We start from the raw sequence: 14,554 nt of genomic DNA, 5'->3' as shown, positions 1-14,554 counted from the left end.
TCGGGAGGAACAATGCTAAACTTAAAAAATCCACAGCTTCTAAAAACAGCCTGCCTGATTGATGGCAAATGGGTAACCTCGCCAAAGGGCGCCGCCCTTGATGTGACCAACCCGTTTGATGGCAGCGTTGTCGCCCAGGTTCCGGTTTTGGGCGCTGTCGAAACAGAAACGGCCATCATTGCCGCCGAACGGGCGTTTGCCGACTGGTCAACCCGTGCCGCCAAGGAACGTGCCGCCATTTTACGGCGCTGGTTTGACCTGATTGTTGAAAACGCCGATGACCTTGGCGCCATGATGACCGCCGAACAGGGCAAACCGCTGGCAGAAGCCAAAGGCGAAGCAATGTATGCGGCATCATTTGTTGAATGGTTTGCCGAGGAAGCAAAACGGGTTTATGGCGACACCATCCCGTCACCAACAACCGATAAACGCCTTTTGGTATTAAAGCAGCCGATCGGTGTTTGTGCCGCCATCACGCCGTGGAACTTCCCGGCCGCCATGATCACCCGCAAGGCCGCCCCGGCACTGGCCGCAGGTTGCACCATGATCGTCAAACCGGCCGAACAAACGCCGCTGACCGCGTTGGCTCTTGCCTATCTTGCTGAACTTGCGGGCATTCCAAAAGGTGTGTTTCAGGTCATCACCGGCCCGGCACAGGAAATTGGCGGCGCCCTTACCGCGTCTGACAAAGTGCGTAAGCTGTCCTTTACCGGGTCGACCGAAGTTGGACGCCTGTTGATGGGCCAATGCGCCCCGACCATCAAGAAACTAAGCCTTGAGCTGGGCGGAAATGCCCCCTTCATCGTTTTTGACGATGCCGACATCGATGCTGCCATCGAAGGGGCAATGGTGTCAAAATACCGCAACGCCGGACAAACCTGCGTTTGCGCAAACCGCCTTTATATTCAGGCTGGTGTGTACGATGCCTTTGCCGCCAAACTGGCAGAACGGGTTAAATCGATGCCAGTGGGTGAAGGCACACAGCAAGGCGTTCTAATCGGCCCGCTGATTGATGAAGATGCCCTTGCCAAGGTCGAGGAACATGTTGCCGATGCCCTGTCAAAGGGGGCCAAGGTTGTGACAGGCGGCAAGCGCGGTTCTCAAGGCGGCACATTTTATGAACCAACCGTTCTGGCCGATGTGACACAGGCAATGAAAGTGGCCCGCGAAGAAACCTTTGGCCCGGTTGCCCCCTTATTCAAATTCGAAACCGAAGAAGAGGTCATTGCCATGGCAAATGACACCGAATTTGGTTTGGCGGCTTATTTCTATACCGAAAATGCCCGTCGCAGCTGGCGCGTCGCAGAAGCCCTTGATTACGGCATGGTTGGTCACAATACCGGCCTGATTTCAAATGAAGTAGCCCCCTTTGGCGGCGTAAAGCAGTCGGGTCTGGGCCGTGAAGGCTCCAAATATGGCATCGAGGAATATCTGGAAATCAAATATTTCTGCACTGCCATTCGCTAAACCGACCCAACAAATAACCGATATATACGGAGGAAACGATGACCCTCAATCCTTTCGGCTTTACAACAGCGGCCGATATTTTCGTTGAATGGGGCGGATCAAGCCGCCTTGGCGACCTGCTTGTCGAACGCTTTGCCGAGCGCAAGGCTTTATTGGTTACAGACCGTGGCCTGATTGATGCAGGCCTGATTGCACCGGTTAAAACGGCACTGGAAGCAGCTGGTTTTTCTGTTTCTGTATTTGACGATGTTGTCGCCGACCCGCCCGAAGCCATTGTTATGAAGTGCGTTGAGATGGCACGCGCGCAGAATATTGACATCGTGATCGGCCTTGGCGGCGGATCGTCGCTTGATATTGCCAAACTGGCGGCTGTCATCATCGGCAGTGACCAGCCGCTTGCGGAAATGTATGGCATTGGCAATGTCAAAGGCAAACGCCTGCCCCTCGCCCTGATCCCGACAACGGCGGGCACGGGGTCGGAAGTGACCAATATTTCCATTATTACCACCGGCGAAACCACCAAAATGGGTGTGGTTTCGCGCCAGCTTTATGCTGATTTTGTTCTTCTTGATGCCGAATTAACGGTGGGCCTGCCACAAATTCATACCGCAGCCACCGGCATTGACGCGATGGTTCATGCCATCGAAGCCTATACATCGAAATTCAAGAAAAACCCGCTATCCGATGCCCTTGCCCGCGAAGCCCTTCGCCTGTTGGGCAGCAACCTGCTTGCGGCGTGCAAAGATGGCACCAACCGCGAAGCACGTGAAAACATGCTGCTGGGTGCGATGCTGGCAGGCCAGGCCTTTTCCAACTCGCCGGTCGCAGCTGTTCATGCCCTGGCTTACCCGTTGGGCGGGCATTATCACCTGCCGCACGGGTTGACCAACGCCCTGATGCTAGGCCCGGTATTGCGCTACAACGCAAAGGTTGCCGCGCCGTTATATGCCGAACTGGCCGATGTGATGGGTGTTGACGGCACGGGGGATGCAAATACCCGTTCAGAGGCATTTGTTAATCACATGCTGGCTCTGATGGATGAAAGCGGGGCTCCGCGTCGTTTGCGCGACGTTAATGTCACCGATAACAGCCTGTCCATGCTGGCGAAAGATGCGATGAAACAATCGCGCCTTTTGGTGAACAACCCTGTTGAAGTGACCGAGGAAGATGCCTTGGCACTTTATCGCGAAGCCTATTAAGGCTTCGCATAATTCCCTGGCAATATATCTGGCACAGGCCAGAAGAAACGACCCAAAACGGGAGGTAAACCCATGACTGACATTCGCCTTTACATGTTTCAGACCGGTTCGCTGAAATGCAAAGTGCATAACATTAAAATGAACGAAGGTAACGGTGCCGATTATGAAATTCCGGTTCCGTTCTTTCTGATTACCCATCCTGAAGGTCATACCATTATTGATGGTGGCAACGCCGTCGAAGCCGCCACTGACCCGGTTGGACATTGGGGTGGTGTGACCGAGGTTTATTGGCCGGTAATGGACCCGTCCGAAGGCTGTGTGGCCCAGCTTGAAAAAATGGGTATCAAACCGGAAGATATTCGTTATGTGGTGCAGTCCCATTTGCATCTGGACCATACCGGTGCCATTGGCCGTTTCCCCAATGCAACCCACATCGTGCAGCGCAGCGAATATGAATATGCCTTTACCCCGGACTGGTTTGCCGCCGGTGGCTATATCCGCAAGGATTTCGACAAACCGGGCCTGAAATGGCAGTTCCTGAATGGCACCGACGATGATCATTATGACATCTATGGCGATGGAACGCTGACCACCGTTTTCACCCCGGGCCATGCGCCGGGCCACATGTCATTCAAAGTCAACCTGCCCAATACCGGACCGATGATTTTGACCATTGATGCGGCCTATACCACCGATCATTGGGAAGAGAAATCATTGCCGGGTTTCCTGGCATCAACTGTGGACACCGTGCGTTCGGTTAAAAAACTGCGTGCGTTGGCTGAAAAAACCAAAGCAACGGTCGTGACCGGTCACGACCCGGATGCCTGGGCAACCTTCAAACACGCCCCGGAATATTACGATTGATCAAAACCGTGGCCCCCGCCCGATAAATTTGGGCGGGGGCCACTATTTCAACGCGACGCATCCACCAAAGACGGGCTGAAATTGTCCTTGAGATTTACGCCCGAAATGCTGCTTTTGCAGGCGGCATTCATAAGATAAACAAGCTTTTGTGCCGCGTCATCTACCGGGAAACCGGCAGGGCGGATATTTGAAATGCAGTTGCGCTGTGCGTTGCTACAACCGGGTTTTGGCGCATAAGTCAGATAGGCACCAAGGGAATCCGCACTGGAAAGACCGGGGCGTTCGCCAATCAACATCACGCTGATTTTTGCCTGTAAGCGGCTGGCAATTTCGTCGCCCAATGCCACACGCGCCTGATGGGCCAAAACAATAGGGCCGATGGACCAGTCACGCCCCAACAACGCCAATGTCTGACGCACCATATCGGCACCATTTTCATGAATGGCACGCGCAGACAAGCCATCGGCCAGAATAAAGACGATATCGGGTGATGAGTTGGCACCTGCACTATTTGCCGCATCCAAAAGATCCGTTTCGCTTTGCGGGGCCAGTTTGCGGCCATAATCAGGGCGTTGTAAATATTCCGCCCGATTGGCCGCACGAGACTGAACCGTGATAACAGGCAAATCCAGATCGGCAATGCTGCCACCAACCATCGACGCATCAAATGGCATATGGACGGAATCACGCGCCCGGGCATGGGCCATTTGAAATTCCAGCAACTGGCAGGTTGGCAGGCCATCCCCCACCCGGCCAAGGCCGATCCGCGCACTGGTATGCACCCGCAGGCGCGACCAAGGGTCCAATCGCGGGATGTCGGGATTATCTGACAGGCTCATTACGCCGCCCCCGACCATGCCAGCAAATCCTGTGTCAGGCTGCTATCAAGTTTGGGGCGGGTACGCCCGCTTTGATCAAAAATTTCCATTTTACGTAACCACGCGGCAAATTCGGGGGCAGGCTGCAAATTAAGGGCAGATCGCAAATACATGGCATCATGAAAGCTGGTGCTTTGATAATTCAACATGATGTCGTCAGCCCCTGGCACACCAATAACAAAATTGGTCCCGGCAACGCCAAGCAGGGTGAGCAAATTATCCATGTCATCCTGATCGGCTTCGGCGTGGTTGGTGTAACAAACATCAACCCCCATCGGCACGCCCAGCAGCTTGGCACAAAAATGGTCTTCCAGACCGGCACGGGTGATTTGTTTGCCATCAAACAAATATTCCGGCCCAATAAAGCCAACCACGGTATTGACCAAAAGCGGCGAAAACGCACGGGCGACGGCATAGGCTCGTGTTTCAACGGTTTGCTGATCCAGCCCTTCGTGGGCATCGGCGGATAATGCCGCCCCCTGCCCGGTTTCAAAATACATTACATCTGTGCCAACCGTCCCCCGATTGAGCGACAACGCCGCCTGTTGGGCTTCGGCCAATATGGCCAGATTAATGCCAAAGCTGTCATTGGCAGCCTGGGTGCCGGCGATGGACTGAAACACCAGATCAACCGGAGCATTGCGGTTCATCGCTTCGATCGCGGTGGTAACATGGGATAAAACGCAAGATTGGGTGGGGATTAACAACCGTTCGCGCACATCATCGATCAGTTTTAAAAGTTCGATCATGGCATCAGGGCTATCCGTCGCCGGGTTAATGCCAATCACGGCATCACCGGCCCCGTGCATCAACCCGTCAAGAATAGAGGCGGCAACACCGGCGGGGTCATCGGTTGGGTGGTTGGGTTGCAACCGCACCCCCAAATGCCCTTCAAGGCCAATGGTATTACGAAAGGATGTTACCACCCGGCATTTGCGGGCAACCGCAATCAGATCCTGATTGCGCATCAGTTTGCTAACCGCCGCAACCATTTCCGGGGTGAGGCCCGGTGCCAGCGCCTTAAGGGCGGCGGGGGTGGCCTCGTCCGATAACAGCCAGTTGCGAAAATCGCCAACAGTCAGCGATGATACCGCCAGGAACGCACTGTAATCATGGCTATCCATAATCAGGCGGGTAACTTCATCGCGCTCATAAGGCACCAGGGCCTCGGATAAAAACCGCTTTAGCGGTATATCGGCCAGCGTATAACGGGCGGCAACCCGTTCCTCGTCAGACCCCGCAGCCAGCCCGGCCAATAAATCGCCCGAACGAAGCGGGCTTGCTTTGGCCAGCACCGTTTTCAAATCAGGAAATGTGAACCGGTTAAATCCGGTGACGGATGCAGAATGCAAGATTGCAGCCTCCTGATGATATCAGCCGATTTGCAGCATGGTTAACAATGCCGCAGACATAAGATTTTCAATTTTATCAAAAGAATGATGCCGAGATTTGCACTGCGACAGAATGAGCTATCTGGTTCAAACACTTGTGTTAAAATTTCAGCAGTTTCAAACAAACCCTTAAAAATGACCGTAAAACAGGCACGCCTTAAAAAAAGCAGTCCCGGTAATGGCGAGGCGTGCCATGCCGGGACCCTTCAGGTTTTATTCAGCCGCGAATTTGGCAAGAATTTCATCCGCACGCGAACCGGTTTTTGCTTTCCAGTCATCGATCACCGGCTGTGCGGCGTTCGACAATGTTTTGGCAAAACCGGCATCGACTTTTTCAACAACAGTCATCCCGTGCGACCGCAATTCATCGTATTTGGCGGCCTGATTCTGGCGAATTTGCGTGGCGCGCCATTCGGTTGCTTCTTCACCGGCCTGCATCACGGCTTTTTGCAGTTCCGGCGTCAGGGAATTATAAACATCCATGTTCATGTGAACAAAGGTCAGCGGCATGGCGTAATTGATCTGAGTGAAAACACTGGTGTAATCCCAGAAATTGGCAGCAGCCCCGCCATCTACCCCGGTCAACACGGCAGAGATAGAGCCGGTTGCCAACTGCGGCACCACATCGGACCATGAAATTTGCAGTGGCGACGCACCAAGCGCATTTAACACGCGGGTGCCGGTGGCGTCATAGGTGCGAATACGCAGGTTTTTCAAATCGGCCTGTGATTTGATTTCATTTTCCGCCCAGATGCCTGACGGATCAATCCAGCCTGCATGGATCAGTTTCTGGTCATATTTTTCGAATACTTTTTCGTAATAAGGCCGTGCGATATCCCACAATTTACGAACGTCATCAAAGTCCTTGGCGACGAACGGAAGCGAGCTTAGCAAAAAGATCGGATCAACACCGGCAAGTGTGCCGCTCACCGTGGTCGCAATCGGCAGTGCACCATCGGCAACCGCAAAAAGATGGTCTTTTTCGCGAAAGCCCAGTGCCGCACCGGAATGGATGGTGATGGCGATTTTACCATCCGAAAGTTCTTTAAGCCGGTCGGCAAAGAAAACGTCGGTTTTAGTATTAATCGAGTTGGGGCCATATTCGGTGGATTGGTCCCAGTTATATTCGGCGGCCTGTGCCTGCCCCAGACATAACGGGACAAACGCAACAGCAGCAAACAGCATTGATTTGATCATTTTTGAAGCCTCCATTTTTTTAGTTGAACAGTGTATTTGGTAGATACATAACGATTTCCGGGATGAAGTAGAAAATCGCAACGCACAGGCACATCAAGAAACAGAACGGCAGGGCATAAAGCGCCATGCGCGAAATAGGCACACCGGAAATTGAATGGATAATCATAAGGTTAAAGCCAACCGGTGGGGTAATTTGCCCAATCTCGACCATGATCACGAGGTAAATCCCAAACCAGATCGGATCAATGCCAAGCCCCTGCACGATGGAAAACAGAATGGGCAACGTCATCACGATGATGGAAACACCATCCAGGATCATGCCAAGAAACAGGAAGAAGACCGAGGTTAACAATATAAACTGGCCGGGCGAAATGTCTGATCCAACAATATAGTTGGCAAGCCCGATCGGAATATGCAGATAACCAAGGGCGGTTGAGATCAGCGATGCGGCAATCACCACGGTAAAAATCATGATGCTGGTGTGCAGGGTGCTCATCAAAGACGACTGAAACACATCCCATGTCAGCGCCCGGGTAACTGCCGTTAACACCAGCACAGACACCATGCCGATCCCGGCGGCTTCGGACGGGGTTGCCAAACCGGTATAGATCGAGCCCAACACCAGACCGACAATCAGCATGATCGGCGCAAGATCCTGAAGGCTGTTCCACAGGGTATAATGTTGGGCGGGTTCTTCGAGCGGGGCAACGGCGCGATATTGCGGCGAGCCTGGCGCATTTTGATCCCCCGAAATCAGGCAGCGAATAGCGACATAGACCGAAAACACAATCGCAATAAAAATACCTGGCAAAATTCCCGCCGCAAACAGACGGTCAATCGGCACCTCGGCCAGAACACCATAAACAATCATGACAATTGACGGCGGAATAAGCAGGCCCAGGCTGCCCGACCCCGCCAGCGAGCCCAGCACCAGACTTTCGCGGTAATTTTTATGGCCCAGTTCGGTGATGGTAATTTTACCCACCGTGGCCGTGGTCGCGGCACTGGACCCGCAAATGGCCGAAAACAGGGTGCAGCCAAAAACATTCGAATGGATCAACCCACCAGGAAGACGCCCGACAATGGGGGCCAACCCACGGAAAATGCGCATCGAAATATCGGTTTTCAGGATTAGTTCACCGATCCAGATAAATAACGGGATGGCGGAGAGTTCCCACGACCCGGCACTGCGCAAAATGATAGAGCCAAAAATATTCATCACCCGGTCAAGCGGCATATCACCCAGAAACATCAACGAACCTGCCGCGACCAGAATAAGGCCGACATAAATCCAGATGCCCGATGCAAGAACCAGTAGAATGGCGGCAAGAACAACCGCAGCAGATGTTAACGGGTCCAATTTAACCTCACCTGAAGCCTTGGCTTTTTTAAGCCTTTAATGATTTTTCGGCGTGCACCAGCACGTTGACCGCCAGACGCAGAATATAAAACCCCAGTCCAACAATGATCAGCGATTGCGGTATCCACAGGGGCGTTTCGGCAAAACTGGAACTGGTAATGCCAAAGCGCAAATTGCGGGTAAAAATGTTGTAAAGGGCACCAAACAACAAAAGACAGGCCCCCATTGCCGCCAGATTGGCAAAGGCATCGGCAATTTCGCGCCCGCGTGGACCCAGAAAATTTTTAAGCAAATTCACGCGGATCAGCCGGTCTTCGGTGTGGGTTGCGGCAAGGGCGAGAAAAATCATCGCCCCTAACGCATACCCGACAAATTCTTCCAAAACGAAGGTCGATGTGTCGAAAAAGGCGCGCAGCACAATTTCAAGCGCAATATGGCCCAGCATATATACAATCAATGCCACCGAAACCCACGACAACCAGCGCCCTGATCGCGTCATGGCCCCATCCAGATGCGCGATGAAAGAAATGTTTTTTCCCGTCATTTTCCAGATATCTCGTTCATGTCATTCATGGCAGATTTCAGCCCCTGAAATATCGCGCCGTGCTCCATTATCAACACGGAATAAGCGGCACCATTATTATGGGCAAACGTCTTTTCTTCCGGGCTCCATGCGGGCAATGCCCATACCTTGCCGCTGGCCTTGGCCGCCGCTGCAACCTTGGCAAGATCGTCAAAATCGCCTTGCTGGCGCGCATAGGCTCCCCGTTCGCGGCGTAGCGACAAATCCGACGGCCCGACAAAAACACCATCCACGGTCGGCAAGGACAGAATACCGTCGATTTCTTCAATCGCGCCGTGGTCTTCGATCATGGGATAACAACGGGTTTTGGTGTCCTGGGTGGCAACCCATTCGTCATTGAACCCGGCATAGGAAGATGTCCGGCCGCCCGCAAAGCTTCGATCCCCCAGCGGCGGAAATTTGGCAAAGGCACAAATTTCTTCGGCATGGGTTTTGCTTAAAATATGCGGAATGACAACAGCATCAGCGCCAAAATCCAGCGCCTGCTGGATCGGGCCGCGTTCGGGGCCAAGCACCTTTGCCAGCACTTCAAACCCAATGGCCTTTAAAAACGGAATCAACCGTTCAAGGTCCTGCAAGTCGAACGAACCATGTTCAATATCAAGAATAATAAACTCGTACCCGGCAAGCCGTGCCATTTCGGCAGCAGCAAAATTGGGCGATGACATCCAGAAACCGTATTTGGAAACGTTCATTGCAGAGACCTTTTATATATATATTCAATGCGTGGCGTAAGGGAATTCGAAAAGCATAACGGTGCGCTACACAGGCGCACCGGTGGGGATTACGCTGTTTTCAAATCGTAAATATCAGCGCGACGATTGCTTAAGGACGGCAATTCTTCGCGGGTTTTGGTCTGCATGGAAAAATCCAGATCAGCGATGGCATACCCGACCTTATCGGCCATACGGGTCAAAACATTGCCCCACGGATCGATAATGATGCTGCGGCCATTGCACGCCCCGGCAGGCGGATACGGGCCGAACTGCCCCGGTGCAATCACAAAGCACTGGTTTTCAATGGCGCGGGCGCGCAACAGCACGTCCCAGTGATCTCGCCCGGTATAAAGGGCAAAGGCCGCCGGAACGAACAGAATTTTCGCCCCCTGAAGGGCCTGCAAACGGAACAGTTCCGGGAAACGAACGTCGTAACAAATTGACAAGCCCGCCTTGTGGCCATCGACATCGCCCAAGACAACTTCCTGACCGGGCATGACAGTATCTGATTCGCGATAGGTAATGCGGCCCGGCAAATCGACATCATAAAGATGCAGCTTGTTATATTGCGCAACCACCTTGCCATCGCGCCCAAACAGGAAGCTACGGTTATTGCAGCGCGCAGCGTCTTCGGTCTGAATGCGGATCGAACCCAACAGAATATTGATACCCAGTTCAGCCGCAAGGGCGGAAAACCGCTGGGTGGTTGGGCCATTTTCAGGTTCGGCCGATGCCAGCGCACCTTCTTTGGGACCTTGATAATCGGTGTATTCCGGCAAAGCCACCAAATCGGCCTTATCCGCCGCCGCAGCGCGCACCAGCTTTTCAGCAGTCGCAAGGTTCTGTTCTTTATCATCCTGAGAGTTCAACTGGCAGATCGCGACACGCATTTTATGTCCTTTCGACAAACTTTATTCACCGTGTATACATGACATGTACAAAAAAAATATTTCGTTGTCTACCCCGTCTGTGTGGTGTAATTCTGCTTTGGGACAAAAACGAACCCGAACGAGGAAACATGACGCAAGCAGCCCGCAAGACAAAAAGCCCGGAAGACGGTCCTAAAAGACCCGCCAAAGAACTTGTCTATGACTATGTTCGGGGTAAAATTTTAAACGGCGAATGGCGCGGCGGTGATTTCATCGAAGAACAAATCGTATCTGATGCGGTTGGTGTTTCGCGAACGCCGGTGCGCGAAGCCCTGCATCGCTTGCAAAGCGACCATTATATCAGTCTGACGCCAAGGCGCGGTGCCGTTGTTCGGCAAATTACAGCACAGGAACTGATCGAAGTATATGAAAGCCGCCGCCTGATTGAAGCACACGCTATGCAGCGAATTTGTCAGGAACGCCTGCCAATACCCACCATTCTAAACGATTTATACGAAAAAATGTGCATCACCAGCAAAAGCCAGGATTTTGTTCAGCGTGCCGAATATGATCAGGAATTTCACCGCAACATCGTCGCCACGATCAACAATGCAGTTCTAGTTGAACTATACGGGTCCTTGCAGGTGCGCCAGCAACGGGTTGCCATTGCCGCCATGCGGGTCCAGCCTGCACGCGCCGAAACAATTGACCAGGAACATAAAGACCTGATCATTGCGCTGGAAAATTTTGATGAAGACGCCGCTATTGGCATCATTTCACGCCATCTACGCCCGATCCTTGACGTGGTTTCGCGCTTGCCAGTTTAAAACCCTTTGCCTGCGCTATTGGGCATGCGGTTACCAGCCTTGAATCGGTTATTATCGTAAATCGCCGGGATGTGGCAATTTGGCTGCCACAACAGGGCCCCCTCCAAACATTTCAGGCCCCGGCATTGCCGAGGCCTGTTGTTAACAGGTGATGGCGCCAGAATTAAAGCGCGTTGCAGAACTTTTCAAATTCTTCAACCGTTGCATAGGATTTCTGGGTGCCTGGCCGGGTGATGCTGTCGGCGGCATAGCGAACAGCCATGTTAAGGGCGGCTGTTACATCGTGGCTTTCAACGTAATAGCGGGCAAAGCTGCCGATAAAGGCATCGCCTGCCCCGGTGGTATCAACGGGTTTAACCGATACCGGGTCGATATGAACTGCAGCGTTTTTGCCATCAATCAAAAGTGCACCATCGCCGCCCAACGTCACGATCACGGTTTTAACACCACGCGCGATCAGGCTGCGGGCAGCGGCTTCGGCGCCAGCCAAAGAATTGACCGGCAAGCCCGAAATGGTGGCAAGTTCCGTTTGGTTGGGGACCAGGAAGGTGGCTTGTTCGATTTTGCTACTATCAAGATCCGCCGGGGCGGGGGCAGGGTTAACCAGGGTTTCAATACCGTGTTTCGCGCCAAAGGCAACGGTATGATAAATGGTTTCCAATGGCACTTCGAGCTGCATCAAAATAAGATCGCATTCCTTAAGGGCATCGGCAGCACGGTCCACATCCGCTGGCGACAATTCGGCATTGGCACCCTTGACGATCAGAATGCAATTTTCGCCTGATGCATCAACAAAAATGGGCGCAACACCGCTTGATGTGCCCGGAACACGGTCCACAAAACGCGTATCAATACCGGATGTCTCAAAGTTACGAATGGTATTGTCAGCGAAAATATCATCGCCAACCTTGGTTACCATCATTACATCACCACCAAGACGTGCCGCAGCAATGGCCTGATTGGCCCCCTTGCCACCACAGCCCATTTCAAAACGCGGGGCTTCGATGGTTTCGCCCGGCAACGGCATCCGATCGGTATAGGTGATCAGATCGACCATGTTGCTGCCGACAATGGCGATTTTGCCTGCCATGTTAGTTCTCCTGAATTACAGCGACTGGATCGCCTGTTCGGCCGCATCACTGTCGGCGCGTGTTACATAACCAAGCCGCACCGAATAATGCCGGCTTTCGCCACTTTGCAACGAAATCACATTGCCCTTGCCCTGTTCGGCGCTAAAGCCTTCAGGCTCGCAGGTCGATGGCAGGGCAAATGCGCAAACCTTCTGGTCCGGATTGGCCATAACCCAGCGCACCGTTTTAGGAAAATCGTTGATATTATAGGTAATGTGGAAGGCATCGCCTTCGATCCGGCGCATCATATAGGATGTGTCACCATTGGCATCGGCTTTGCCATTGCGAATGTAAAATACCTGTTCGGGGTCGTAACGGTGCGGTTCGCTCATGGTTTCCATTGCCGCCGGATTTTCGGCCAGGATATGCAAAAAGGCATCGTAATCGGGATTGCGCGGCACATGGGCCGGAACCTCGGTACGGACAATGGTTTCATCGGGCGTGAATTTTGCCGGTTGAATGATCCGGCCCCCTTCGCAGAAGGCGAAATTAACGTGGCACATATACATCAGGTCCATAGCCGCACCCGACAGGTTTTCAACATTCATCTGTATGTCGAAAAGGGTCGAATCCGGCCGCAAAACCACACGGGGCCGGGCAATGTAATGGGCACCAAAACCCATCACATATTCCCGCATACCGGTGATGGCCATATAGGCCCCTTCGTCATCGGAACCAAATTCGATAGCCGCCTTATCCATCGGGGCGCACGGCATTTCACCGTGCAACGGATGGGTATCACTCGGCCCGGGGCAGCCATTGGTCAACAAGCCGGAATGAAAGGCAAAACAGCCATAAGTGCCGACAATGACATCCGCCGGGCGCGGCATGCGAAACATGTTCTGCATGGTCAGATCAACGCCATCAAACACGGCATCCCAGATCATTTGCCCCATATAGGGCAAAATCACCAGGTGCCCGCGCCCGTTTTTCAAGCGGACGGCTTCGATACCGCTTTCATAACGAAACAGGCTGGCCGACATGTTGCCATGCGCCGCAATCACCTGTTCGGCATCGCCGAAATAGCTTTTGCGCAGATTGATTTGGGTCGCAACACTCATCTTTTCTGCATCCCTTAACGTGTACGGTTTTTATAGGCGTTAATGGCAATCACCAGTAACAAAAACGCGCCCCAGATGAAATCGATCAAATGGTTTGAAAACCGCAAAATCTGAAAGCCGCTCGACAGCAGCATCAATGCGGTAACCGCAATCGACACACCCAGAACCGTGCCCCGACCACCAGCCGGATTGGTGCCACCCAGAACCGCAATCAACACAGCCTGAAGCAGATAGGACGTCCCATAATCAGACTTCGCGGCATTGGTGCGACCCGACAGGATGATCCCGGCAATCGATGCCATAACCCCGGTCAGCATATAGCTCATCAGGACCATTTTTTCGCGTTTCAAACCGGCGAACAAAGCGGCTTTGGGGTTGGTTCCGATCAGCATCAGATTGATGCCAAAGGTGGTGCGGCGCAAAATAAAGGCGATCAGGCAGGCCAACACGATAAACAGCACAAACGGCGTTGCCAGACCCAGAATTTTGCCATTGCCAATAAATGCCCAGGCATTGGGAAAACCGACAATGGCAGGGCCGCCGGTCATGACAATGGCAAGGCCGGTAAAGATTTGCCCGGTGCCAAGGGTTGCCAGAATTGGCGTAATTTTAAGCCGGGTAATTAACAACCCGTTTAGCGCCCCGGCAACAAGCCCGGTGCCCAGCGCAATGACTGCACCCAAAAGCACAATGCCAAAACCGGTATCGGCAACACCGGCATCGGTGGCGAATTTTTTAAACATCACCCCGGCAAAAATACCCGACAGATTGGCAATGCCAATGACCGACAAATCGATACCGCCGGTCAACATTGCGATCATCATCGCAATCGACAACAGGCCCAGTTCGGGAAAAATATAGGTGATGGATTCAAAGTTGTAATACCGCAGGAACTTGTCCGGGCTAAGCGCTGTCATGACAACAAAGATCAGGATCGTCATCGCAATCAGCTGAACAATGTTATTGTCCCGGTTGAGCAGGCTGCGAAAATCCATTTGACGTTTCATATCGG

General features: G+C 52.9%; 14 protein-coding genes. 4 read left to right on the top strand and 10 right to left on the bottom strand.

The genetic code is table 11. From position 1 onward, the window contains the following. Nucleotides 1-12: 12 nt before the first annotated feature. The 3 genes from AAC086_RS02650 (at nucleotide 13) to attM (ending at nucleotide 3,530) form a co-directional block, all read left to right on the top strand. Nucleotides 13-1,467 (top strand): NAD-dependent succinate-semialdehyde dehydrogenase, encoded by a 1,455-nt coding sequence (locus AAC086_RS02650; protein ID WP_339774940.1) that lies wholly within the window; start codon nucleotides 13-15, stop codon nucleotides 1,465-1,467. A 38-nt stretch (nucleotides 1,468-1,505) separates the two neighbouring features. Beyond that, nucleotides 1,506-2,666: an iron-containing alcohol dehydrogenase gene (locus AAC086_RS02645; RefSeq protein ID WP_339774939.1), complete on the top strand. Its 1,161-nt coding sequence runs from the start codon at nucleotides 1,506-1,508 to the stop codon at nucleotides 2,664-2,666. A gap of 72 nt (nucleotides 2,667-2,738) precedes the next feature. Continuing rightward, a complete protein-coding gene (gene attM, locus AAC086_RS02640; protein ID WP_339774937.1) occupies nucleotides 2,739-3,530 on the top strand; it encodes an N-acyl homoserine lactonase AttM in 792 nt (263 codons plus the stop codon). Nucleotides 3,531-3,577: 47 nt separating this feature from the next. Here attM and eutC read toward each other — a convergent pair whose 3' ends face one another. The 7 genes from eutC to AAC086_RS02605 form a co-directional block, all read right to left on the bottom strand. After that, nucleotides 3,578-4,369, bottom strand: coding sequence for an ethanolamine ammonia-lyase subunit EutC (eutC, locus tag AAC086_RS02635; protein ID WP_339774935.1), 792 nt, complete (start codon nucleotides 4,367-4,369; stop codon nucleotides 3,578-3,580). Next, nucleotides 4,369-5,760, bottom strand: a complete 1,392-nt coding sequence (locus AAC086_RS02630) for an ethanolamine ammonia-lyase subunit EutB (protein ID WP_339774932.1) — start codon at nucleotides 5,758-5,760, stop codon at nucleotides 4,369-4,371. Before AAC086_RS02630 ends, eutC begins: the two co-directional genes overlap by 1 nt. 252 nt (nucleotides 5,761-6,012) lie before the next feature. After that, complete coding sequence (locus AAC086_RS02625) at nucleotides 6,013-6,996, bottom strand: TRAP transporter substrate-binding protein (RefSeq protein WP_339774930.1); 984 nt, start codon at nucleotides 6,994-6,996, stop codon at nucleotides 6,013-6,015. Between the two features lie 19 nt (nucleotides 6,997-7,015). Continuing rightward, a complete protein-coding gene (locus tag AAC086_RS02620) occupies nucleotides 7,016-8,356 on the bottom strand; it encodes a TRAP transporter large permease subunit (protein WP_339774928.1) in 1,341 nt (446 codons plus the stop codon). A gap of 28 nt (nucleotides 8,357-8,384) precedes the next feature. Beyond that, a complete protein-coding gene (locus AAC086_RS02615; RefSeq protein WP_339774926.1) occupies nucleotides 8,385-8,900 on the bottom strand; it encodes a TRAP transporter small permease in 516 nt (171 codons plus the stop codon). Continuing rightward, complete coding sequence (locus tag AAC086_RS02610; RefSeq protein ID WP_339774925.1) at nucleotides 8,897-9,634, bottom strand: aldolase/citrate lyase family protein; 738 nt, start codon at nucleotides 9,632-9,634, stop codon at nucleotides 8,897-8,899. Before AAC086_RS02610 ends, AAC086_RS02615 begins: the two co-directional genes overlap by 4 nt. An 89-nt stretch (nucleotides 9,635-9,723) precedes the next feature. Then, nucleotides 9,724-10,545: a carbon-nitrogen hydrolase family protein gene (locus tag AAC086_RS02605; RefSeq protein WP_339774922.1), complete on the bottom strand. Its 822-nt coding sequence runs from the start codon at nucleotides 10,543-10,545 to the stop codon at nucleotides 9,724-9,726. A 128-nt stretch (nucleotides 10,546-10,673) separates the two neighbouring features. Here AAC086_RS02605 and AAC086_RS02600 point away from each other — a divergent pair, with 128 nt between their 5' ends. Further along, complete coding sequence (locus tag AAC086_RS02600) at nucleotides 10,674-11,351, top strand: GntR family transcriptional regulator (protein ID WP_339774920.1); 678 nt, start codon at nucleotides 10,674-10,676, stop codon at nucleotides 11,349-11,351. A gap of 163 nt (nucleotides 11,352-11,514) precedes the next feature. On the opposite strand, the gene rbsK is transcribed toward AAC086_RS02600, so the two are convergent. From rbsK to AAC086_RS02585, 3 genes are read right to left on the bottom strand one after another with little or no spacing between them, the layout of a single operon-like run. Next, nucleotides 11,515-12,441 carry a ribokinase gene (gene rbsK, locus AAC086_RS02595; RefSeq protein WP_339774917.1) on the bottom strand — a complete coding sequence of 309 codons (927 nt, stop codon included), beginning with the start codon at nucleotides 12,439-12,441 and terminating at the stop codon, nucleotides 11,515-11,517. A 15-nt stretch (nucleotides 12,442-12,456) separates the two neighbouring features. Further along, entirely contained in the window at nucleotides 12,457-13,542 is a 1,086-nt protein-coding gene (locus AAC086_RS02590) for an aldose 1-epimerase family protein (protein ID WP_339774914.1), read from the bottom strand. Nucleotides 13,543-13,556: 14 nt separating this feature from the next. Further along, complete coding sequence (locus tag AAC086_RS02585) at nucleotides 13,557-14,549, bottom strand: ABC transporter permease (RefSeq protein ID WP_339774912.1); 993 nt, start codon at nucleotides 14,547-14,549, stop codon at nucleotides 13,557-13,559. Nucleotides 14,550-14,554: the final 5 nt, after the last annotated feature.

It is taken from the genome of uncultured Thalassospira sp. (assembly GCF_963976115.1).
Classification (GTDB): domain Bacteria; phylum Pseudomonadota; class Alphaproteobacteria; order Rhodospirillales; family Thalassospiraceae; genus Thalassospira.
Note: the sequence above shows the minus strand (reverse complement) of the source record. Positions and strands in the feature narration are given on the sequence as shown.